Genomic DNA, 22,246 nt, shown 5'->3' on the forward strand with positions numbered 1-22,246 from the left:
ACTAGATAAAAAAGGAAAGGCCAGCATTTGCTGGCCTTTTTTACTTTTACTCTGGGTGATTAATAAACTATCTTTCCTTTTATAGTACTCATGCCTTGGCCGTTTGTAGGGTTGAAATAGCCATCAACAGTTGCCGACCCTGTAGCGCCTATAAATTTTCCTGTTCCTCCTATAATTTCAACTTCAGCCACAAAATCACTTCTCTCAGGGCTTACTTGTGTAACATTGTTTTGGATGTTTTTAAACCAAATCGAATTGCCTTTTCCATCTGTTGTCACGGAGCTAACTTCTGAATTAGTTATAAGAACACCCATATCAGATAATTTTTTGCCAAAAAATTGAGTTACTGGCGCTCCTACTGTGCCTAAACCTGTCGGCCCATAAGAAGCATATTGGTTTATAAAGGTATAAGCCTTACCCATATGACTTGAATTTCCAATACCTGTTCCTGGTAAGTAATTAGGTAATATTAGAGCTGCCTTACCATTTTCATCAACAACTTGATTACCTGCTTCATCTACTAATGCGAGTTGATTCGTAAATCGCTCGTAATAAGCTACTTCGGTGGATTTCCTGGCGTTAGGATTTGATGAGGATTCTGTTGCTACCTGTACTTCTGATGATTTAACTTGCTGAGGATCTGTGCTTTCTTCGAGGAAAGTAGAGCAAGAGGACATTAGGATTGATCCAGCTAGAGTCATTAGGCTCAGCTTTGAGCGCATTGATTTTTTCATATTTTTTTAAAGTTGGGTGTGGGTATAAACATATTATTTTTAAGTACTTATAGGTTTTGAAATGGGTGAGAAATGGGTGATTTCAAAACTTATAAATACTAATATGCGCTTTATACCAATAAAAATGCCAGAAATTAAATTTCTATACAATAAAAAATTGTCTCTGATACTTTCTTCCTTATTTATTTTGCTTAGAAACACTTCATAGAATAATACTATTTTTCTTGAAAAGTCTAATCGAAGTATACAAGTTTATCCTTCATGCCTCTTTTGGTGTTCTGATCCCTTAGCTGGAATTTCTGGAATTACTTACTACTCTCGTTAGTCGTGGATCCAAATTGCTGACAGTTTTGCACTCCTATACAAACTACATAACAAAGCGTTGTCATTTCGCAATGATGTATACAGCGTATTGTATTGGTAATGAGCTAGGTATAATTAAATCCCTAGTCTGATCTGATGAGATCTTTCTGATAAAAGCAACTAGATAACTTGACGTGGCATAGGATGTTCTTCTCACAGAAATGCCCCCAATAAGCATTTAACTTTTTGGGGGCATATCAGGTTGTTGGTCTTTTTCTACTTAAATAAGATAAAGCAACTTAATTAACTTGACCTCTTAATTCACCATCAGGAAAATTGTCTGTGTGCACGTTGACATAGGAATTGCCTGTTCGGAAAGCCTCTCGGAGTATAAATAAATCACCACCTTCTAATTTTCCTGAGAAATTCGTCGGCAAAATATCACCTCTAGCATAAATTCCGGAAACAGGCCCGACCACTTTATCCATTCTCAAGGTAAAAACGACTCCTCCATTTACACCAGCTTTTGCAAAGTGAATGTGAGCAAACCTCACGTCAGAAATTCCATCCACATTTACATGGAAAGAAGCTGCACTACCGTCATTAGAAAAATTAAATTTGGCGACACCAGTTCCTTCTGAATCTACTGAAGGGACTTCATTTGCTCCGGCTAAATTTGCACCATAATTTTTGTTGTCATTGGCTTTGATCATGCTTACCTGACCTCGAATTTCACCGCCAGGATTGGTGGTGGTGTGCACATTTACATAAATTCTACCTGCTTCTAACTCTGTAATTAAGTCGGCAATGGTCTTTCCGGCCAATGCTCCAGACAGGTTTGAGGCGTCGATCATGCCCTGTGCGATTACACCATTCTCAATACCTGACTGACTTTGTAAATTGACTACCACTCCACCATTTACTCCCATTGGTGCATTGTGAAAATGGGCAGCGACAATCCCTGCAGTATTAGCAACGCGCACTTCAAATTTTAATGTGTTCCCATCCACCTGCGTAATTCGTGCAGCACCTGATCCAGGTGAATTTACAGAAGGGTTTTCCTCCGATCCTATTAAAAATGCACCGAATTCAGCCAGTTGACCTTTACGTGCATTAGGGTCAGAATCTGTTGCAGAAGTGATTGTGTTTTCATCTGCTGACCGATTCAACACAGGTACTTCTTCCTGCATATTTTGGCAGCCAAAGGCAAAAAAAACCAAAACAGCAAGGCTCATGAGTTTTTGAAAAGAATTTTTCATAAGGATATATTTTAGGTTTGGGTATTAACAATAAGAATATACGAAAGTAATTTCAGGAATATATTGTTTTGATTTTCAAACAGTTAAAAAATTGGATTTTGGCAGGTTACCAATGAAAAAATCAAGTACCAATTATTTTAGCTTTCCTACTTTGAATTGATTTTGAATTTTTAGTTATTCATCTGAACTCTCGTAAATGAAACATCTATACTTACTTCTTCTGGTCTTTACATTTTTTGCTTGTTCCAAAGAAAAAGAACCTATTCAGGGTAAACTTGAAGATTATGTCTCAGGAGAAATGAGTTTTGAGCGGGATGCGGAGACGGGTTTTATGGGGTTTCAAGGAAGTATAATTAAAGACGGGAATGAAATGGCTTATACTAAGTGGAATGAGATTTTTAGTTTTTACGATGTCAAGAACGGTCGGAAAATAGCAACTTATGTGGTTCCTAGGGAAGGGCCAATGGCGTTTAAAGGTATGCCGGAGGTTGGAGGTTTATTAGCGGATGGTGGATTATTTGTCACAAGCTCTACTGGCTTCACCAATATATACAAGATTGATACTTTAACTCTTTCCTATATGCGGGATATGGAAGAGTACGAGCCAGATAAGTACCTTTATTTGGCAGATATGAGAAATGCATTTCATGAGCTTGCCGACGGTAAGTATGAATTGACATTTAACCCATTTGAATTTATGGCATTTCGTGAAGGGAGGGATGGTTTGGATTTGTCTTTCAAATCTTGGATTGGGGAATTTGATGGTGAAGGAAAGTTGCTGTGTAAATCTGATTTTAAGGCTCCATACGATGAATCCTATTCCCAGTCTTCCTCAGGAGGAAAATTGGTGAGGATGGTAGCAGAAGGGAAGTCCTGGGTCATGTTCCCCTATTCTGATTCCCTTTATCAAATCAAAAACTGTATGGTTATAAGCCGTAGAAAATTGCCAAAATTGACTCCATTTCCCTATTATCCAGATGTTTATGTAGGAGATAGAAATAGGGGTTCCTGGGAAAGGCCTGACGACGGAGCTCTCAATTTGCACCTGATTCATGATCTATACTCTGGTCTGAATGTGAGGATGACACTTGTAAAAGACAAGAAGGGCAATACAGAAATCAAGGATCCCAGACAAAGAATGTTTCTAGATGAAAAAACTTATCTGCTTTTGATTTATGATTCTGAATGGAAACTTCGAGCGGAGCTTGAAATAGTTTATCCTACAGGAACTCGCTTTGAGAATATTTTTTCTACCTCGGAAGGACTACTGATTAATAAACCCGAGCAAAAATCTGAGGATGAATACGAGTTTTATAAAATTGATTTGAGTGGGTTTGCTGACTGACCTTTGAGGTGTCATTCCGCGGGAGAAACGACCAAGGGATTTCCTCGAAGGTCTTGAACAGTTAGTGCTTTCTTTTAATTTTCATGCTATTAATCAAAGCCTTTTAGGCCAAGGAAAACTAAATGTTTGTCGAAAAATATAAACCTTCGAGGTCATTTCTCAGTCATACTTCCTTCGAAATGACATGCCTGACAAAAAAAAACGGTCGAATCTCTCCAGCCGTTTAATCTCAAATTTCAAATGATAAATTTCAAATTGATTAAGTATACATCGCACCATTCACATGAAGCACTTGTCCTGAGATATAACTACTCATATCTGACCCTAGGAATACACAAGCATCAGCTACCTCTTCAGGCTGCCCGCCGCGCTTCATCGGGATTCCGTCTCTCCAGCCCTGGACGGTTTTTTCGTCGAGCACTTCAGTCATCTCAGTTTCGATGAATCCAGGCGCTACTGCATTACATCTGATGTTTCTGGAGCCCAGTTCCAGCGCTACAGACTTACTAAAGCCAATGATACCGGCTTTTGAAGCTGCATAGTTTGCTTGCCCGGCATTTCCTTTTACGCCTACTACGGAAGTGATATTGATGATAGAGCCTGACTTAGCTTTCATCATAGTTCTGTTTGCGGCTTTTACTGTGTTGAAGCAAGATTTTAAGTTGATTCCGATCACTTCGTCCCAGGCTTCCTCGGTCATTCTCATGAGCAAATTGTCGCGGGTGATGCCAGCATTGTTGATCAAAACGTCCAATCCCCCAAATTCTGCCACTACAGCATTTACCAGTTCCTCGGCAGCTTTGAAATCTGAAGCATCAGATTTATAGCCTTTGGCTTTGATGCCATAAGCGGCCAGTTCTCTTTCGAGTGTTTGCCCTTTTTCCACACTTGACAAAAAAGTAAAAGCGACATTTGCGCCTTCCTGTGCATATCTGATAGCTATTGCTCTTCCGATGCCTTTAGATGCGCCGGTGATCAATGCCGTTTTTCCTGAAAGTAATCCCATGGAGTTTGAAATTTTGTTTGGTCAAAATTAGAAAAAAAGCTAAAACTTTCGATTCTAAAATTCATTTCCCTTTCCATAGATTGCATTAGAAGTCTATTTATTTGAGAATCAGGGATAAGTGAAAATATAATTTTAGTCTTTATCAAATAGGCCAAATATTCCTTCGAAAACCACTTCCCCTTTTCTCCAAATCCTGATTTCTGATTGGAATCTGGATTGAAACCTAATTTTTTTCTGAAGCCAAAAGGCCTATTTTTGCATAGTTTCAACTCGTTTTAAATAACTCAAAATAGATATGTCTTCGACAAAATTTGACGTGATCGTGGTGGGTAGTGGACCAGGCGGCTATGTAGCAGCTATTCGCGCTTCCCAACTCGGCCTAAAAACTGCCGTGGTAGAAGCTGCGGAATTGGGTGGTATTTGTCTTAACTGGGGTTGTATTCCCACCAAAGCATTATTGAAAAGTGCTCAAGTATTTGAGTACATCAATCACGCTGCTGATTACGGAATTACTGTAAAGGATGCCAGCGCTGATTTCACAGGAATCGTCAAAAGAAGCCGAGGCGTAGCTGACGGAATGAGCAAGGGAGTTACCTTCCTAATGAAGAAAAATAAGATCGAAGTGATCAAAGGTTGGGGTAAAATCCAGCCGGGTAAGAAAGTAGAAGTCACTGATAGCGAAGATAAAAAGACAGTCTACTCCGCGGATAATATTATCATCGCCACCGGTGCAAGATCTAGAGAATTGCCTGCAATGAAGATCGATAAGGAAAAGATTCTCGGTTACCGTGATGCGATGGTGTTGGATAAGATGCCAAAGAAAATGGTTGTTGTAGGTTCTGGTGCAATAGGAATTGAGTTCGCTTATTTCTATGCTACTATGGGCGCTGAGGTGACTATCGTAGAATTTTTGGATAGAATCGTTCCGGTGGAAGACGCGGAAGTTTCCAAAACTTTGGAGAAACTCTATAAAAAAGCAGGCATGACTATCATGACTTCTTCTGAAGTAACTGCGGTGGATACCAAAGGAACTGGTTGCAAAGTGACAGTGAAAACTTCTAAAGGCGAAGAGACATTGGAATGTGATGTGGTACTTTCTGCTGCTGGTGTAGTTTCTAACCTTGAAAACTGCGGATTAGAAGACGTAGGGATCTTGGTAGATAAAGGGAAAATCAAAGTTGACGAGTTTTACAAAACAAATATGCCTGGCTATTATGCAATAGGCGATGTGGTTCCTGGACCAGCCTTGGCACACGTAGCATCTGCCGAGGGTATTATATGTGTAGAGAAAATCGCAGGTCAGAATCCTGAGCCCTTAGATTACGGTAATATTCCAGGTTGTACCTATTGCTCTCCTGAGATCGCCTCTGTGGGTATGACAGAAGCTAAAGCAAAAGAAGCTGGCTACGAGTTGAGAATCGGTAAATTCCCATTCTCAGCATCAGGAAAAGCATCGGCAGCTGGCGCAAAAGACGGTTTTGTGAAACTGGTATTCGATAAGAAATACGGAGAATTACTTGGTGCGCACATGATAGGATATAATGTAACTGAGATGATTGCTGAGATTGTAGCTATCCGCAAGCTAGAAACCACGGGTCACGAATTAATCAAAACCGTGCATCCTCACCCGACAATGTCGGAAGCGATTATGGAGGCTGCGGCCGCTGCTTATGACGAGGTTATTCACCTTTGATAAAAATATTTTGAAAATAATGGACACAAGACTTACTAGTATAGGTCTTGTGTTTTACATTTAGGGAACAAATTTTTCAAACCCCCAATTTTTGGAAGAAGTACAACTCATCGCCGGACTCAGGGCAAAAGACAGAAAGACCACAGAGTATTTGTATGACAAATACTCAAGGGCTCTATTTGCGGTGATCTCAAGAATTGTATTCGATAAGGATATTGCAGAGGAGGTTTTTCACGATTCTTTTGTGAAAATCACTAGAAAAATAGATCATTACGATGAGTCAAAAGGGCGTCTGTACACTTGGATGGCCAATATTTGCCGTAATTCAGCCATTGATAAACTTCGCTCCAAAGAAATTTCACAATCCGGTAAGACCAACACAATAGATGACTTCGTATATGGAATGGAGAGCCAATCAGGCACCCAAGAACAAATAGACGGAATCGGAGTGAAAGAACTGATGATCGAACTCAATGATGATCAGAAGTTTATAGTTGAGTATATTTACTTTAAAGGATATACACATTCTGAGGTATCGGAGGAATTCGATATACCTCTTGGCACCGTCAAGTCTAGGGTGAGAGCGGCCATACAAGTGTTGAAAAAAAATGTAGCAAGAATCTAGTGGATATTCAATCTTACATATCGTCAGGTAAACTGGAACTCTTCCTTCTTGGAGAGTTGACGGAGCGAGAGCGTGAGGAGGTATTGAGCCTAGCTATGATGCATCCGGAGATCCAAAGGGAGTTGGATGAGTTGGAGGAGACTATGTTCTCTTTTGACAACATGACTGGTGTAGCGCCATCTCAGGAAGTAAAGGATAAGATTTTCTCTACCCTAGAAAATGATTTTATTCTCAAAGAAGTTCCAAAACCAACTACTGCACCGACTGACACGAAAGTGGTGCCAATAGCTAGTCCTTGGAAGCCTTTTGCGATAGCAGCATCTATAGCGGCAATAGTAGCCTCAGGAGCAGCATTCTATTATGCTGGCAAGTACCAAGAAAGAAATGATCAATTTACTGCCTTACTTCAGGATCAAAGCGTGATGGCTGATAACTTGAATCAGGTTAAGCAGGACTTTGAAGAAGCTGATAGCAGACTTGATAAATTTGTAGCTGGAGATTTCAAGCGAATTGAAATGAAAGGCGAAGGTTTTGACATGCAGAAAGATGCAAGAGTCGATGTTCTTTGGGACCAAAATGCACAAGAAGTATTTATCGCAGTAAATAATCTGAATGAGTTAAGTGATGATCTGGATTACCAGCTTTGGGCTATCGGAGACGATGGGCCAGTAGGAATCGGGCTTGTTAATTCAGGAGAAAAGCTGACTTTACAACAAATGGAAGCGGTAGCCCAAGCTGGGGCATTTGCAATCACCATAGAGCCTAAAGGTGGATCAAAATCACCTACTCTGGAGAAATTGGTTGTGCTGGGAGAAGTGGCTTAGTAATTTAAAATTTAAAATGATAAAATTTAAAATTGCCTGTTCTGAAAAGAGCGGGCATTTTTTGTTTAATTCTTACTTTAGGCTGCTTTTGTATCTTTATTGGCATGAAAGCGAAACTACTTACTATATGAAAATAAGTTGGTAGACTTTACGAATACTCACAATAGATCATGATTCAATACCTATGAAGAAATTACTTTTAAGTTTATTACTTTCTTTTTTTTCAATTTATTCCTTTGCTCAATCAGGGCCTGATGAAGATCAATTGGGTACTTGGTACATGTACTTTTATAATAAGTCCTTTAAGAACTCCCAGTTTGGCATTCAAGGAGACTTACAGCTACGTCTTTGGAGTCCAGTGAGTGATTTGGAGCAGTTGCTCCTCAGGTCTGGTTTTACTTATACACCTGAAAATGCCAATATCTTATTTACTATGGGGTATGCTAATATTACTACTGGGGCATATGGCGAATCTGATGCAACAGTATTGGAAAACAGGATTTATCAAGAAGCATTATTCCCCACTAAAGTAGGTCGTGTTTTTCTGTTCACTCATAGATTCAGATATGAGCAAAGATGGGTAGAGACACAGGATCTCCGGACCAGATTTCGCTACAACCTTTTCCTGAATGTGCCACTAAATGGTTCCGCCTTGGAAAAAGGAGTCGTATATCTGGCTCTCTATAATGAGATCTTCATAAATGGGCAACGTGATATTGGCGATGGAAGATCGGTTGAGCTATTTGATAGAAATCGATTATACCTCGGAGGAGGATATGGTTTACTGTCTAATCTTAGAGTGCAAGGCGGCTGGATGCTGCAGACCACGGATAATTGGAGCAAAGGACAGCTACAGTTTAGCTTACACCATAAGTTTTAATTGCGGTTAACTTTCAAGTGATTTGACGATCATTGGAGCAGGTTTTTCATTTCAGGGAAATTGAAGCATCTTTAATCTATTAACTTTCGCCTATGGAACTTCAACTCTCTACGCCTGCCTTACTTTTTTCTGCTATAACACTATTGATGCTTGCTTACACCAATCGCTTTTTGGCCATCGCTAGCTTGATTCGTGGACTGCACAAAAACTATATGGAGGCTTCTAATCAGGAAATAATAGTAGAGCAGATCCATAATTTGCGCCGCAGGCTTACCCTCATCAAAAACATGCAACTCTTCGGAGTTTTCAGTTTTTTATTATGCATCATTTGTATGTATTTGCTTTTCCGTGGCTACACCATGGTAGCGAATTGGGTCTTCGTGGGAAGCATGTTGTCACTTTTGGTTTCACTTGGATTATCCTTGATTGAGATCCAAATATCTACCAAAGCTCTAAATTTGGAATTGGCAGACATGGAAGAAATTTTCCGAAAGAGGAGCTCTGGTCTAGATTTTATATTCAAAAAAGATTCGAAGAAAGATGAAGAATAAGTTTTTGTGGATTCCATTTCTGCTTTTAGTCTTTGGTTCTTGTAGCCAAAAGCCGGCAGAGCAACAGGAACTAGTAGCTGTAGAATCTACAGTAGAAGAAGTATCTCAGAATTACATACAATTAGGTAGGGTAGAAGAAGCTCGGGATTTTTATACCTGGACTTCGGATCGTATCCCGATGGTTTCGGCTCATAGAGGTGGGCCTTATCCGGGCTTTCCTGAGAATGCGATAGAGACCTTTGCCAATGTGGTAAAATACACCCCGACGATTATTGAATTGGACGTGGCAATGACCAAAGACGGGGTATTGGTTCTGATGCATGATGATAAATTGGATCGAACCACAACTGGAAACGGTTTGGTCAGCGATGCAACTTATGCTGAGATTCAAACCCTTTTTCTTAAAGATGAAGAGGGAAAGGTCACGGACTTCAAAGTCCCAACATTGGAAGAAGCTTTGATCTGGTCCAAGGGAAAAGCGCTCTTGACTGTGGATATTAAGCAGTCGGTCCCCTATGAAAAAATCATCGAAGCTGTAAAGGAAACAGGATCTGAAGCTCATGCAGCTTTGATCACCTATTCCTTTGCGGCAGCCAAAAAATTGCATTCCATGGCCCCTGAGTTGATGCTCTCCGTAACTATTCGAAATATGGAAGAAATTCAACGCTTGGAAGAATCCGGTATTCCATGGACTCGGGTGATTGCTTTTACAGGTGTAGCTGAGCGTCCGCAAGAATTCAACAAGGCCCTACACGAAAAAGGAGTCTTCACTATTTTAGGAGTTTTGGGAAACCTTGACCAAAGTGCTGTGGCGCGAGGCGACCAGATTTATGCGAGTTTCGTGCAGAAGGGGGCTGATATATTGGCGACAGATCGTCCGATTGAAGCTGCAGCAGCCATCAAGACTTTGGCTCCATCAAAAAGTTCTAAATCCAAGTATTTCAAGAAATGATAATTGACTTAAGAAGCGATACGGTAACAAAACCGACAATAGGAATGAAAGAGGCTATGTTTTCTGCGCCGGTAGGAGACGATGTGTTTGGTGAAGACCCAACGGTAAACGGCTTGGAAGAGAAAGCTGCTAAGCTTTTTGGAATGGAAGCTGCGATTTATTGCCCTTCAGGAACGATGACCAACCAGATCGCGATTCGACTCCATACCCGCATTCAGACAGAAGTCATTTGCCATAAATATTCACACATCTACCTCTATGAGGGTGGTGGTATTATGGCTAATTCCTTGGCTTCGGTGAAGCTGCTTGAGGGAGATTTGGGTAAAATCACTGCAGACCAAGTCAAAACTTCAATCAATCCTGATGACGTCCATGCTCCTGAGACAACCTTGGTTTCTTTGGAAAATACCATGAACAAGGGTGGGGGAAGTATTTACACGTTAGATGAGATCATTCCAATTCGTAAGGTTTGTGATGAAAATGGCTTGAAGTTGCACTTAGATGGCGCAAGGCTTTTCAATGCCTTGGCAGAGACCAGTGAAAGTCCAGCAGACTGGGGAGCGCAGTTCGATACGATTTCTATTTGCTTGAGCAAAGGCTTGGGTTGTCCAGTTGGTTCTTTGCTTCTAGGTTCAAAAGCTGATATCAAGCGAGCCAGAAAAGTCAGAAAGTCTTGGGGTGGAGGAATGCGTCAAGCAGGGTTTTTAGCCGCTGCCGGGATTTATGCCTTGGATCATCATGTTTCTAGACTAAAGGAAGATCATGCACGAGCTAGAACTTTGGGGGAAATGTTGTTGAAGTTATCTTTCGTTTCTGAAGTTTTTCCTGTTGCTACCAATATTGTAATCGCGCGATTGGAAGGGATTTCTCCTGAAGAGTTCTTAAAGATTCTTGCAGAAAAGGAAATCAAAGCAGTCAAATTCGGTCCAGACTTAGTAAGATTTGTGACGCATCTGGATTTTGGAGATGATCAATTGGAAGAGTTTGGGAAGCGAGTTTCACATATATAAACAGTCAGACAAACTTTGTCAAAATAAAAGGCCTTTGAAGGCCTTTTTTCATTTCTCCCTATCTTGCCTCTTGAATCTAGATTCTTCAAAATGAATAACACTCCTCTTGCAGAACGAATGCGTCCAACCCGATTGGAAGACCTGATCGGTCAGGAGCATCTATCTTCTCCCAAGTCATTTTTATTTAAGGCCATCAAGTCTGGAAATGTCCCCTCTCTGATTCTTTGGGGACCTCCAGGGGTGGGAAAAACTACTATTGCCAATATCATCGCAAATGAAATCAAAGCGCCTTTTTATACGCTGAGCGCGATTAGTTCTGGGGTGAAAGATATCCGTGATGTTATTGAGAAAGCGAAGTTTCAGCAGGGAGTGGTTCTCTTCATAGATGAGATTCACCGCTTCAATAAGTCTCAGCAAGATGCGCTGCTTGGAGCTGTCGAAAAGGGAGTAATCCGTCTGATTGGAGCGACTACAGAAAATCCCTCTTTTGAAGTCAACGCTGCATTGCTTTCGAGATGTCAGGTTTTTACACTCAATTCGTTAGGGAAAACAGAGCTTGAAGCGATGATTCATCAGGCGTTGGAGCAGGATGTTGAGTTGAAAAAAATCAGTGTAGAACTCAAAGAAACTGACGCGCTATTACGAATCTCTGGAGGAGATGGACGAAAACTGCTGAATCTGCTGGAAATCGTCATTGATGGCATCAACGAAAATCCTTGTGTGATCAGGGATGAAAAAGTGATGCAAATAGCACAGCAGAAAGTGGCACTTTACGATAAATCAGGAGAGCAGCATTACGATATAATTTCTGCCTTTATCAAATCTATCCGTGGCTCTGATCCAAATGCGGCCGTTTATTGGTTGGCTAGGATGATCGAAGGGGGAGAAGATGTGAAGTTCATTGCTAGAAGATTGGTGATTTTGGCTTCGGAAGATATCGGTAATGCCAATCCAAATGCTTTGCTTTTGGCAACGAATTGCTTCGAGGCAGTGAAAATCATTGGTTATCCAGAGTCCAGAATAATTCTATCTCAGTGTGTTACTTATCTGGCAAGTTGTCAGAAAAGCAATGCTGCTTACATGGCCATAAACCAAGCTCAGGCTCTAGTGAGAGAGAAAGGTGATCTTTCCGTTCCGCTTCATCTTCGCAATGCGCCTACCAAATTAATGAAGGATTTGAACTATGGAAAAGCCTATAAGTATTCCCATGATTTTCCCGGTAATTTCGTGAATCAGGAGTTTTTACCGGATGAAATCAAAGGGTTGAAGCTTTACGACCCTGGGGAAAATGCCAGAGAAAATGAGTTGAGAAGATACCTTAGCTCAAAGTGGCAAGGGAAATATGGGTATTGAGGAAATCTGAAATTTGAATTCTGAAATCTCAAATGGGTAATTTTCCAATATTTCAATTTTCTAATCATAATCCCACAAACCCTATAAAAATAATAGAGAATTGTTTTCCTGATTCAGATTTTTTATATATTTGTCATACTAACTATTGGTATGACACAAGAGCAATATTCCAAGTATTCATTTCTATTGGACCGCACGGCCCGAAAGGTGAAGCAATATGCTCAGCAACAGTTTAAATCAGGAGATTTTGATGTGACGGTTGATCAATGGTTGGTACTGAAAAACTTATCAGAAAATGAGGTGCTCAGTCAGACGGAACTGGCTAATCTGGTTTTTAAGGACCATCCAACGCTGACCCGAATTATTGATTTGCTTTGCAAAAAAGGATACGTGGAGCGAATGCCACACCCTCAGGACCGTCGTAGTTTTCAGTTGCACTTGACAGAATCAGGAGTTTCTAAGGTTTCTTCCTTAAGGCCAGAAATACTTCATATTAGAGAGAAAGCTTGGGAGAATTTAAGTCCCCATGATTTCGATGAGTTTAAGAGGATTCTTGATACGATTTACCAGAATCTAAACGGAGAATCTTTAGACCAATAAATAGTTAACAATAAAGGAAATTTTTAACCAGGGGAAGCCCCAAATTTTCAATAATCATGATCCATACAGACCTTTGTATTATCGGAGCCGGCCCAGTAGGCCTTTTTGCAGTATTCGAAGCTGGTTTGCTGAAAATGCGTTGTCACCTTATCGATGCTTTACCTCAGGTGGGTGGTCAGCTTTCGGAGATTTATCCGCAAAAGCCTATCTACGACATTCCTGGTTACCCGGAAGTTAATGCGCAGGATTTGGTGGATAATCTGATGGAGCAGGCAAAGCCGTTTTCTCCGACTTTTACGCTAGGCGAGCGTGTTGATCATTTGGACAAGCAGGAAGATGGATCTTTCATCGTGACTACTAGTGACAAGACACATGTGCATGCCCAGGTAATAATCATCGCTGGTGGTTTGGGTTGTTTTGAGCCCAGAAAGCCAGTGGTTGAGAATTTAGAGCTTTTTGAAGGAAAAGGAATTACCTATATGGTAAAGAATCCTGAGACTTTCAGAGATAAAAATGTAATTCTTGCAGGTGGTGGAGATTCAGCGTTGGACTGGACTATTTTCTTGTCTAAAGTTGCCAAAAGAGTGACTTTGGTGCACAGAAATGAGACTTTCCGTGGAGCTCCTGATTCTGCTGCTAAGGTGTTTGACTTGGCAAACCAAGGAAAAATCGACCTAATTCTTTCTGCTAATTTGAAGGAAGTATCTGGAAACGGAGTATTGGACACCGTGACTTTTGTAGATAAGAGCAAAGCTGAAATCAAAATAGAAACTGACTATTTGATTCCACTATTTGGCTTGAGTCCAAAGCTTGGGCCAATTGCAGATTGGGGATTGAGCATTGATAAAAATGCGATTGAGGTAGATACGCGAGATTACTCTACTGGAGTGGATCGAATCTATGCGATTGGTGATATCAATACCTATCCGGGAAAATTGAAATTGATCCTTTGTGGATTCCACGAAGCGGCGATCATGATGCATTCTGCTTTCAAATATGTGTATCCAGATCAGAAATTGAGCTTCAAATACACGACCGTTAATGGTGTAAATTCATTTTAATACTATTTTTGCAGCATGGTTAATTTCACTGTAGAAGATCAAGAAGGAAATCGTCAAGAATGCGAAGCGCCAGATGACATGGGCTTCAACTTGATGGAAATCCTCAAAGCATACGAATATCCGATTTTGGCTACCTGTGGAGGCATGGCCTTGTGTGGGACATGTCACATTGAAGTGCTGGAAGGCAAGGACGAATTGGGAGAAGCTACAGATCCTGAATTGGATCAGCTGGAGAATCTGCCTGAGTACTTTCCTACATCCAGGTTGGCATGTCAAATACGCATTGGAGATGTATTGGATGGTTCTGTACTCAAACTAAGAGGAGAAGATCAGTAAGAGATTACTATCCTAAATATTGGTAAAGCCACTCAGTATGGGTGGCTTTTTTGTTTTTTTTGCCGCTGGGGGCGCAAAGTTTCCGCAGAGTACACAGTTGTCCTGCTTCTCCAGAAGCTGGAGGATAATACCTTTTTTCCTACCTTAAAAATCCTTAAAGAATGTCAGGAACAATTCGTTTCTTTTAAATTTAAGGCGATGAGACTTTTATGTGCATTACTTTTATTTGTAGTAGGTAACCAAACTTTTGTCTGTGATTGTGGCCCTGTAGGTCTTACTGAAGCTTTCATTTCTTCGGATTTCGTAGCACAGATTAAAATTATTGAAGTCTATCCAAACCAGAATCAGGATGAAATTTACAAAGCAGATATAGAAATAGTAGAGCTGTTCAAAGGTCCAACACTTACTTCAATTTATATCAGAGGAAGAAGTGATGGAAAGATGGGGAGTTCTTGTTCGGTTTATTTTCCGAAAGGATCTGAGCTAGTGATAGCTGCCAATTCATTTGGAAAGGGGATGTATTCTTTTGGTGCATGTTCCTACACAATAAATCTCAAAAATAACTATAGAAATACTAATCGAAACATTGAAGTGCTTCGTTCCATTAGTGCTTATGACAATACGTTAACAGCAAGATATTTCCCGATAATATCATCCAATTTTTATGATTTTCTGGATTCTAAAAAAGGGCTATTACTAATTGAAAAGTTTGCCCTTTTTGAAGTTAATCTTGAAGATCTGACCAATCCTTCACAGGTAAAAATGATCAAGGGATTTGGGAATGACTTAGATGATGAAATTTTAAAAGAACTCTATCAATCTACTTGGGAGATAAGGTTTTTTGATGAAGAAAGTGAGGCGCAAGGTAAACTAAAGGTTATTGTTTCAGTGTATTTCTATCCTGCAGAAGGTGAATACAAAAGCTTTTTAAGTACCAATAGTTTGTAGGAGATTTAGTTAAATTAAAGTGATTCCTAGAATTTCATTAAGTAACTTCCCATCTGTCTATGTACTCTTGCCCCATGAAAAACCTCATCTTCCTTTACTTCTTCCTCCTCATCACCTCCTCTGCTTTTTGCCAAAACCCTATAAATCCAAAGGAAGAATCCCAAAAGATCATCGATCTGATCAGTTCTTATTCTAAAGCTCGGGAGACAAAGGATTCTGTACTGCTCAAGGAAATATTGGTTAAAGATATTGATCAGCTGGTTTCTTCTGGTGTTTGGCGAAAAGGGATCGCAGAGGCAGTAAAAGGAATGATGGAAAGCTCCACCGAAAATCCAGGTGACCGAACACTCAAAGTAGAATCCATTCGATTTTTAGGTCAGGAAGCGGCACTTGTAGATTGTCGCTATGAGATCAAGAATGCTGACGGCACCATCCGAAAGATGTGGAGCACATTTGTCGCGGAGGCAGTGAAGGGAAAGTGGAAAATCTCAGCCATCAGAAATATGTTACCTAGCAATTAATTTTCTTTATGCGAAATATCCTCGTTCTCCTCCTTTCATGTTTCTTGTTTTCTCAATGTAAAACAGAAGGAAGTCCGCCCACACTTATTATTCACAATGCTAAAATTTGGACTGGAGAAAGCGAAAACTCCTTTGTAGAAGCAATCGCCATTAAAGAGAGCCTCATAGTTGCCATTGGTGATTCAGAATCTATTTTGGCATTGGCTGGACCAGAAACCCAAGTCTTGGATTTAGCGGGAAAACTTGCTACTGCAGGATTCAACGATGCACACATACATTTTTTAGGTGGTTCGATGGGTTTGACTCAAGTGGAATTATCAGGTGCAGAAACGTTTGACGCTGCCATTACAAGTACCTTGAAATTTATCGATGATAACCCAGACAAGGAATGGATCACGGGTAGAGGTTGGCAATACACTTTTTTTGAATCGGGATTGCCTGACCATGAGACAATGAAGGCTTTGGACATTGATCGACCGGTCTTTATCCGCGCCTATGATGGTCATTCGGCTTATGCCAATCCAAAGGCAATGGAACTAGCAGGATTAAATGGAACTTCGGTTTTTACTGGTTTTGGAGAATTGGTCAAAGATGAAAACGGGAAACCCACAGGTGCATTGAAGGAAAATGCGATGGGGTTGGTAGGTAATTTGGTTCCTGAGGATACCTTTGAAGATGAATTGAACGGGCTTAGAAAAGGCTTGGAGTATGCTGCTTCACTAGGTATCACCTCCGTGCAAAATGCCTCTGGTTCGGAAAAAGACCTTCGCTTGTTTCAAACTCTTTATGACAATGGTGAGCTTACCCTTCGCTATGCAGCGGCATTTTCAGTTTCTGAAGAGACCAGTCCAAGTCAACTTGAGCGCTTTGCATTTTTGAAAGATAGTGTTGGTGTTACCAATCCTTGGATCCGGGCTGATGCGATCAAATTCATGATTGATGGCGTGATTGAGGGGCATACTGGAGCTATGTTAGCCCCATATTCAGATCTACCTTCTTCAGATCCTTTGGCCTTTGGCCTGTTAAATTTCTCAATAAAAAACTATCAGAACTTGGTGAAAACATTGGATGCAAAGGGCTTCCGATTATACACGCATGCCATCGGAGATCGCGGCGTACGGGAAGTTTTGAATGCCTACGAAAAAGCGATGTTGGGAAATGATTCTATGGAAAGAAGGCACCGGGTGGAGCATATTGAGACGATCAACCCTGATGATATTCCACGCTTTTCGAAATTAGGAGTACTACCAAGCATGGAGCCGATTCATGCAGAACCTGGCACTACGACGGTTTGGTCAAAGGCTGTAGGGGAGGAGCGGTTGCCTTTTTCCTTTGCTTGGAGGTCACTTTTGGATTCAGATGCAAAATTGGTTTTCAGTAGTGATTGGCCGGCATGTATAAGTTTGAACCCAATAAGAGGAATTCATGATGCGGTGAATCGAAGAAATCCGAGCGGATATCCAGCTGAAGGTTGGATTCCTCAGGAGCGAATCAGCATCTTTGAAGCGATGAAAGCTTATACTTCAATGGGAGCTTATTCATCTTTTGAAGAAGGTAGCAAAGGACTTTTGAAAGAAGGATATTTGGCAGATTTGGTCGTTTTTTCAAAAGACTTATTCACGATCGACCCAATGGAAATTCATCAGGTTGTTGTGCAAAAGACAGTGGTAGATGGGAAGATTGTCTATTCAAAAGATTGAAAAAATTATGAGGCTAACGGTTATTTCTTGAAGATACCTGAAATTAAGAAAATGCCCAGGGTTCGAAATTGATTATTGACTGACTTTTACATGAACAGTGTTTATGATCCTTTTTTTTAGGTTAATTTCACCCTGAAGTTTATTTTTCTACACAAATTTATTTAGATAGAACGATTTCTTAACCCCCAATATTTATGAAGAGAAGATTATTAATCCTACCTGCATTATTTTTAGCCGGAGTGACTTTTGCCCAACAAGTAGAACTTGAGGCAATTGAGAAAATCAAAAAAGAAGGCTTAGAAAATTCCAAAGTAGAGGAGATTGCTTTTCAATTAGTGGACAAAGCTGGCCCGAGATTGAGCAATTCTGAAGGCTACGAACGTGCTACAACTTATGCAGTCAAGCAGCTTTCTGATTGGGGTTTGGAAAATGCCGCAACTGAGCCTTGGGGCGAATTTGGCCGTGGCTGGGAAATGGAAAAGAGCTACGTTGCGATGACTAAGCCTTATTACATGCCTTTTATAGCTATTCCTAAAGCCTGGACTGAAAGCACTAAGGGTGAAGTAAGTGGCAAGGTTTATTTTCTTGACATAAAAACTGAAGAGGACTTTGCTAAATACAAAGGCAAACTCAAAGGTGCTATTGTTGCTATTAAGCCAACTGGAACCCAAGAGCCTACCTATGAACCAGATGCTGTACGTTTCACAGCGGAACAGCTGCATGGTATGGAACATCCAGCTCCGAGAGGAAATAGTGGCTACACGCCGGAGATGATTGCTGACTTGAGGGCAGCTAGAGCTTTGGCTCAGAAAGTCAATGAGTTTATTGCTGAAGAAGGTGCAGCTCTGATCATCAAAGGAGTAAATGGTCGTCACGGCACACTTTTCACAAGTAGCCCCCGAGGTTATATCAAAGATACTCCAGAGGGAATTCCAGAATTGGAAACTGCTCCTGAAAATGTGAATTTGATGGCTCGATTGAGCGAAAATGGGGTAGAAGTGGAAGTGGAAGCAGAAGTGAAAACCCGCTACAGAACTGATGATCTTCAGGGATACAATGTGATCGCTGAGATACCAGGTTCTGATCCTACTTTGAAATCAGAAGTAGTAATGCTTGGTGGACATTTGGATTCCTGGCATGGTGCAGGTGGAGCGACTGATAATGCAGCGGGTTGTATCGTGATGATGGAAGCTGTTAGGATTTTGAAAGCTACAGGTCTTCAGCCAAAGAGAAGTGTACGCATTGCACTTTGGGGCGGTGAAGAGCAAGGGCTTCACGGATCTAGAGGATATGTGAAGAATCATTTTGGTGATCGTGAGACGATGGAATTGAAACCTGAGCACGAAAAGTTGTCCGCGTATTACAATATTGACAACGGTACAGGTCGAGTTCGTGGGATTTACCTTCAAGGAAATGCTGATGCTGAGCCGATTTTCAATGAGTGGTTTTTACCTTTGGATGATATAGTTGAAGACCGTACGATCACCATCAGCAATACCGGAGGAACGGATCACCAGAGCTTTGATGCATTGAGCCTTCCAGGTTTCCAATTCATCCAAGATCCTGTAGAATACCGCACTCGAACGCACCATACAAATATGGATACGTTTGAGAGATTGGAGTTGGATGACTTGAAGCAAATGGCCGTGGTTATTGCTTCATTCGTGTACAACACAGCTCAAAGAGATGAAATGATTCCTAGAAAAGAATTAAGAAAAGTAGAATAAAAGAATATCTATCCACCAAATTCAAAACGGATATAAAGTAATTTATATCCGTTTTTTGTTTTCAGGTAGCCAAATGTTCTGGGCATTAGGGTTTACTTTTGGAAAAGCAAAAAAGTTAAGTTTTGAACAAAGAGAAAGCACTTTTCAACTGGAGTGGGGGAAAAGACTCTGCACTGGCATTATATAAATTACAGCAGTCACGGGAGTTTGAAATCGCTTATTTATTGACAAGTATCAGTCAAAAATACCAGCGGATATCCATGCATGGTGTTCGTGTGGAGTTATTGGAAAAACAAGCTGAACGTATTGGGATTCCCTTGGTGAAAATGGAAGTTCCAGATATGCCAACCATGGAAGTCTACGAAGAAACCATGCGAAATACCCTTTCCAAAATCAAGGAAGAAGGAATCAAAACCTCAATTTTTGGAGATATTTATTTGGAAGATCTGAGAACTTATCGAGAAAACAAATTATCGGAATTAGACATTAAAGGTGTTTTTCCTCTTTGGGACCTGCCTACAGATAATCTTATACATGAGTTTTTGGATTTAGGATTCAAGACCGTCACCACTTGTGTGAACGAGAAATATTTGGATAAAAGCTTTGTGGGCAGAGTGATTGATGAAGACTTCTTGAAAGACCTTCCATCCAATGTCGATCCTTGCGGCGAAAATGGTGAGTTTCATACGTTCGTATTCGACGGACCAATTTTCAGTAAGCCGATTGCCTTTGAAAAAGGGGAAATAGTACTTAGAAAATACGAGGCACCAAAAACTGAAGACGATTCTGATCAGTGCTTTTCAAATGAGAAAGAAGATCCTGAGCTGTATGGGTTTTGGTATTGTGATTTGCTTTCTACTGAGTGAAAGACTTCCAGATTCCTTCAAAAAAACCCTCTTTTTTTACGTTTTTAGCGGATTCTCCTATGCTGATTCCCAATGTCATTTCTAATTCTATCGGCTGGTCGACTTCTTCTTCGATCTCAGATTTTATTTCATCAAAATCATCTGCAGTGAGAACTTTATCTGCAAGAATTATCACTGAGAGTCGGAGCGGATTCAACTGTATCACTTTCACTTCTCTTAGTATTCCATGAGGGATTTCCTTTCCAGCTAATTCCTGAATGATCGAGTTTTCATTGACCATTTTAGTAAAGCTCAAACCAAGAGGCAAAGCGATAGCAAGTAGAATTCCCAGGCTGATCATAAGTCCGCGCTTGGCAAGACGGAAAGGTGAGAAGCCCAATATCAAGAAAGTTAATGAGGCCGACATGACAATCCCCGCTAAGTTTGTTCCTAGGAGAAGCATGGCTCCTCCGAATACTACCGGATCTAGCCATCCTATACCTATTCCTGCCACAGCCAAAGGTGGTACCAAAGCAACAGAAATAGCTACGCCAGCAAGCGTTTTGTTGATTTCCTCTTTAGAGTAGGCATATGCGCCAGCAACTCCCGAAGCAATTGCAATTCCTAAATCCAATAGATTTGGTCGGATTCTGGCGAGAATTTGATCATTGAGAACTTCCAGAGGTGTAATCAATGAAATTAGAATTGAGAAGAACAGCCCAATGACAACTCCCCAAAAGATAGTGATCATGCTGTTTTTGATGAGTAACCCGTCTTGACGAAGTGCCCCCATAGCCAAGGAAATAATAGGTCCCATCAATGGAGCTAAGATCATTGCGCCTATCACGACTGGTGCGGAATTGCCGAAAAGTCCAAAGGTCGCAATCATCGTAGAAAGCGCCATCAAAACCAAGTAGCTAGAACTGGTTTGCGCATTCTGTCTTAACAAGGAAAATAGCTCTTTGAATTCTTCTGCAGTAGCGTGACGAACCCATGGCAAATATCCGTGGAGTAATTCTTCTTTCAGTTTTCCGGTTGGAAGTGACTTTGCATTTATCTCTGCAGGGCCTTCTTTTTTTTCTTGCTCAAGCAAGATTTTTCCAGGCAAAATGGAGATCGGGTCTTCGGTGAGCTTAATGATGAGTTCTTTTTCTTCTCCTTCTTGTCCATCAAGAGCAAAATGAATCTTTTGTTTCGAATTGATTTTTACCTCACTGCTAGAGATATAGCCTACAAAACTTGGAAGCGTGCTTCCATGTGTTGGGAAAAATAGATTTTGTAGTCCGAACTGGATTAAAGCAAATAGACTTTTGGGAGCCAAAATTAAAGTGTGAATTCTTCCATCATTTAATCCAGACTCCTCAATAACCCTCCGAAAAATGAAATTGCTTTCACAATGGGCCACCGCTAAAATCCCCATTGCGGCTGTCTCAACTGTTTTTTCTTCCTCATTCTTATCAAGATAAGTTATGGTGTATGGCTTAAGTTTTACCCTTCGAAAAAGATTTACTAGTTGAGAAAAGCGTTTTTTAATTCCCGCAAAAAAGGAGGAGGTAGAATTGGAATAAAGGATACTCATAGAAGTACCTACGACCAGCGAGTTAAAAACTATCTGCTCGTTTACCTGCATAGTTTCTAAATCAGGGATTTCCTTAGCTTCTTGTATTTCTTGCCAGGCATCTTCAAAGTCAGAATTGATGCAAAATCCTTTTCTGTTCTCAATCCCATCAGGATGTGGTAATAGGGCAAGTTTTACTTTAGTCTTTCCAAGCGATTCTATTAACTCTTTTAATTGTTTGTCGGAAAGGGAGCAGGCTAACCAATCATTTTCGGAATAATTTGAACCCTTCAATTCAGATAGTGAGACATGGTTATCAGGCTTTGGATCAAGTCTTTCTAGAAGCTCGTCAAGTTTTTTTTGCTCTGTTTCCGGGTCAAATACAAAAGTAATTTTCTTCATTCTTAACTATCAA

General features: G+C 40.6%; 21 protein-coding genes. 17 read left to right on the forward strand and 4 right to left on the reverse strand.

Annotation, left to right across the window (positions count from 1 at the left end):
- Positions 1-59 precede the first annotated feature (59 nt).
- Both ACPUEN_RS20510 and ACPUEN_RS20515 read right to left on the reverse strand, forming a co-directional pair.
- Complete coding sequence (locus ACPUEN_RS20510) at positions 60-734, reverse strand: hypothetical protein (RefSeq protein ID WP_425637772.1); 675 nt, start codon at positions 732-734, stop codon at positions 60-62.
- Positions 735-1,336: 602 nt separating this feature from the next.
- The gene (locus tag ACPUEN_RS20515; protein ID WP_425637773.1) at positions 1,337-2,296 is read right to left on the reverse strand and encodes a CHRD domain-containing protein; all 960 of its coding nucleotides are present in this window, start codon (positions 2,294-2,296) and stop codon (positions 1,337-1,339) included.
- 196 nt (positions 2,297-2,492) lie between these two features.
- On the opposite strand from ACPUEN_RS20515, the gene ACPUEN_RS20520 reads away from it, so the two are divergent.
- A complete protein-coding gene (locus tag ACPUEN_RS20520) occupies positions 2,493-3,641 on the forward strand; it encodes a hypothetical protein (RefSeq protein WP_425637774.1) in 1,149 nt (382 codons plus the stop codon).
- Positions 3,642-3,900: 259 nt separating this feature from the next.
- Here the strand turns inward: ACPUEN_RS20520 and fabG are convergent, their stop codons facing one another.
- Entirely contained in the window at positions 3,901-4,647 is a 747-nt protein-coding gene (gene fabG, locus ACPUEN_RS20525) for a 3-oxoacyl-[acyl-carrier-protein] reductase (protein ID WP_425637775.1), read from the reverse strand.
- 295 nt (positions 4,648-4,942) lie between these two features.
- Here fabG and lpdA point away from each other — a divergent pair, with 295 nt between their 5' ends.
- From lpdA to ACPUEN_RS20605, 16 genes are all read left to right on the forward strand, one after another.
- Positions 4,943-6,340 (forward strand): dihydrolipoyl dehydrogenase, encoded by a 1,398-nt coding sequence (gene lpdA, locus ACPUEN_RS20530; RefSeq protein ID WP_425637776.1) that lies wholly within the window; start codon positions 4,943-4,945, stop codon positions 6,338-6,340.
- Between the two features lie 91 nt (positions 6,341-6,431).
- Positions 6,432-6,965, forward strand: coding sequence for an RNA polymerase sigma factor (locus tag ACPUEN_RS20535; protein ID WP_111613242.1), 534 nt, complete (start codon positions 6,432-6,434; stop codon positions 6,963-6,965).
- A complete protein-coding gene (locus ACPUEN_RS20540) occupies positions 6,965-7,789 on the forward strand; it encodes an anti-sigma factor (RefSeq protein ID WP_425637777.1) in 825 nt (274 codons plus the stop codon). The genes ACPUEN_RS20535 and ACPUEN_RS20540 overlap by 1 nt, the downstream gene beginning before the upstream one ends.
- 184 nt (positions 7,790-7,973) lie before the next feature.
- A complete protein-coding gene (locus ACPUEN_RS20545; protein WP_425637778.1) occupies positions 7,974-8,669 on the forward strand; it encodes a DUF2490 domain-containing protein in 696 nt (231 codons plus the stop codon).
- A gap of 92 nt (positions 8,670-8,761) precedes the next feature.
- Positions 8,762-9,220 (forward strand): DUF2721 domain-containing protein, encoded by a 459-nt coding sequence (locus tag ACPUEN_RS20550; RefSeq protein ID WP_425637779.1) that lies wholly within the window; start codon positions 8,762-8,764, stop codon positions 9,218-9,220.
- Positions 9,210-10,172 (forward strand): glycerophosphodiester phosphodiesterase family protein, encoded by a 963-nt coding sequence (locus ACPUEN_RS20555; protein ID WP_425637780.1) that lies wholly within the window; start codon positions 9,210-9,212, stop codon positions 10,170-10,172. The genes ACPUEN_RS20550 and ACPUEN_RS20555 overlap by 11 nt, the downstream gene beginning before the upstream one ends.
- On the forward strand, positions 10,169-11,182 hold the full coding sequence (locus ACPUEN_RS20560; RefSeq protein ID WP_425637781.1) for a threonine aldolase family protein: 1,014 nt from the start codon (positions 10,169-10,171) through the stop codon (positions 11,180-11,182). Before ACPUEN_RS20555 ends, ACPUEN_RS20560 begins: the two co-directional genes overlap by 4 nt.
- 90 nt (positions 11,183-11,272) lie before the next feature.
- Positions 11,273-12,535, forward strand: a complete 1,263-nt coding sequence (locus ACPUEN_RS20565) for a replication-associated recombination protein A (RefSeq protein ID WP_425637782.1) — start codon at positions 11,273-11,275, stop codon at positions 12,533-12,535.
- 150 nt (positions 12,536-12,685) lie between these two features.
- Positions 12,686-13,135 carry a MarR family winged helix-turn-helix transcriptional regulator gene (locus ACPUEN_RS20570; RefSeq protein ID WP_111613253.1) on the forward strand — a complete coding sequence of 150 codons (450 nt, stop codon included), beginning with the start codon at positions 12,686-12,688 and terminating at the stop codon, positions 13,133-13,135.
- 56 nt (positions 13,136-13,191) lie between these two features.
- Positions 13,192-14,196, forward strand: coding sequence for an NAD(P)/FAD-dependent oxidoreductase (locus tag ACPUEN_RS20575; RefSeq protein WP_111613254.1), 1,005 nt, complete (start codon positions 13,192-13,194; stop codon positions 14,194-14,196).
- A 15-nt stretch (positions 14,197-14,211) separates the two neighbouring features.
- A complete protein-coding gene (locus ACPUEN_RS20580; RefSeq protein WP_425637783.1) occupies positions 14,212-14,532 on the forward strand; it encodes a 2Fe-2S iron-sulfur cluster-binding protein in 321 nt (106 codons plus the stop codon).
- Between the two features lie 198 nt (positions 14,533-14,730).
- Positions 14,731-15,480 carry a hypothetical protein gene (locus tag ACPUEN_RS20585; protein ID WP_425637784.1) on the forward strand — a complete coding sequence of 250 codons (750 nt, stop codon included), beginning with the start codon at positions 14,731-14,733 and terminating at the stop codon, positions 15,478-15,480.
- 74 nt (positions 15,481-15,554) lie between these two features.
- Positions 15,555-16,001 (forward strand): DUF4440 domain-containing protein, encoded by a 447-nt coding sequence (locus ACPUEN_RS20590; RefSeq protein ID WP_425637785.1) that lies wholly within the window; start codon positions 15,555-15,557, stop codon positions 15,999-16,001.
- An 8-nt stretch (positions 16,002-16,009) separates the two neighbouring features.
- Entirely contained in the window at positions 16,010-17,701 is a 1,692-nt protein-coding gene (locus ACPUEN_RS20595; protein ID WP_425637786.1) for an amidohydrolase, read from the forward strand.
- Between the two features lie 194 nt (positions 17,702-17,895).
- The gene (locus ACPUEN_RS20600) at positions 17,896-19,428 is read left to right on the forward strand and encodes a M20/M25/M40 family metallo-hydrolase (RefSeq protein ID WP_425637787.1); all 1,533 of its coding nucleotides are present in this window, start codon (positions 17,896-17,898) and stop codon (positions 19,426-19,428) included.
- A gap of 122 nt (positions 19,429-19,550) precedes the next feature.
- Positions 19,551-20,294 (forward strand): diphthine--ammonia ligase, encoded by a 744-nt coding sequence (locus ACPUEN_RS20605; protein ID WP_425637788.1) that lies wholly within the window; start codon positions 19,551-19,553, stop codon positions 20,292-20,294.
- Here the strand turns inward: ACPUEN_RS20605 and ACPUEN_RS20610 are convergent.
- Positions 20,284-22,233 carry a TIGR00341 family protein gene (locus ACPUEN_RS20610; RefSeq protein ID WP_425637789.1) on the reverse strand — a complete coding sequence of 650 codons (1,950 nt, stop codon included), beginning with the start codon at positions 22,231-22,233 and terminating at the stop codon, positions 20,284-20,286. The two genes, ACPUEN_RS20605 and ACPUEN_RS20610, sit on opposite strands and share 11 nt — an antisense overlap.
- Positions 22,234-22,246 lie beyond the last annotated feature (13 nt).

It is taken from the genome of Algoriphagus yeomjeoni (assembly GCF_049821175.1).
GTDB classification, from domain to species: domain Bacteria; phylum Bacteroidota; class Bacteroidia; order Cytophagales; family Cyclobacteriaceae; genus Algoriphagus; species Algoriphagus yeomjeoni_A.

Excerpts from the sequence above, each read along its gene's own strand:
- ACPUEN_RS20575 (WP_111613254.1), top strand. The coding sequence starts at position 13,192 with ATGATCCATACAGACCTTTGTATTATCGGAGCCGGCCCAGTAGGCCTT.
- ACPUEN_RS20585 (WP_425637784.1), top strand. The coding sequence starts at position 14,731 with ATGAGACTTTTATGTGCATTACTTTTATTTGTAGTAGGTAACCAAACT.
- ACPUEN_RS20550 (WP_425637779.1), top strand. The coding sequence starts at position 8,762 with ATGGAACTTCAACTCTCTACGCCTGCCTTACTTTTTTCTGCTATAACA.
- ACPUEN_RS20600 (WP_425637787.1), top strand. The coding sequence starts at position 17,896 with ATGAAGAGAAGATTATTAATCCTACCTGCATTATTTTTAGCCGGAGTG.
- ACPUEN_RS20560 (WP_425637781.1), top strand. The coding sequence starts at position 10,169 with ATGATAATTGACTTAAGAAGCGATACGGTAACAAAACCGACAATAGGA.
- ACPUEN_RS20570 (WP_111613253.1), top strand. The coding sequence starts at position 12,686 with ATGACACAAGAGCAATATTCCAAGTATTCATTTCTATTGGACCGCACG.
- ACPUEN_RS20610 (WP_425637789.1), bottom strand. The coding sequence starts at position 22,233 with ATGAAGAAAATTACTTTTGTATTTGACCCGGAAACAGAGCAAAAAAAA.
- ACPUEN_RS20555 (WP_425637780.1), top strand. The coding sequence starts at position 9,210 with ATGAAGAATAAGTTTTTGTGGATTCCATTTCTGCTTTTAGTCTTTGGT.
- ACPUEN_RS20595 (WP_425637786.1), top strand. The coding sequence starts at position 16,010 with ATGCGAAATATCCTCGTTCTCCTCCTTTCATGTTTCTTGTTTTCTCAA.
- ACPUEN_RS20510 (WP_425637772.1), bottom strand. The coding sequence starts at position 734 with ATGAAAAAATCAATGCGCTCAAAGCTGAGCCTAATGACTCTAGCTGGA.
- ACPUEN_RS20580 (WP_425637783.1), top strand. The coding sequence starts at position 14,212 with ATGGTTAATTTCACTGTAGAAGATCAAGAAGGAAATCGTCAAGAATGC.
- fabG (WP_425637775.1), bottom strand. The coding sequence starts at position 4,647 with ATGGGATTACTTTCAGGAAAAACGGCATTGATCACCGGCGCATCTAAA.
- lpdA (WP_425637776.1), top strand. The coding sequence starts at position 4,943 with ATGTCTTCGACAAAATTTGACGTGATCGTGGTGGGTAGTGGACCAGGC.
- ACPUEN_RS20515 (WP_425637773.1), bottom strand. The coding sequence starts at position 2,296 with ATGAAAAATTCTTTTCAAAAACTCATGAGCCTTGCTGTTTTGGTTTTT.
- ACPUEN_RS20590 (WP_425637785.1), top strand. The coding sequence starts at position 15,555 with ATGAAAAACCTCATCTTCCTTTACTTCTTCCTCCTCATCACCTCCTCT.
- ACPUEN_RS20545 (WP_425637778.1), top strand. The coding sequence starts at position 7,974 with ATGAAGAAATTACTTTTAAGTTTATTACTTTCTTTTTTTTCAATTTAT.
- ACPUEN_RS20565 (WP_425637782.1), top strand. The coding sequence starts at position 11,273 with ATGAATAACACTCCTCTTGCAGAACGAATGCGTCCAACCCGATTGGAA.
- ACPUEN_RS20520 (WP_425637774.1), top strand. The coding sequence starts at position 2,493 with ATGAAACATCTATACTTACTTCTTCTGGTCTTTACATTTTTTGCTTGT.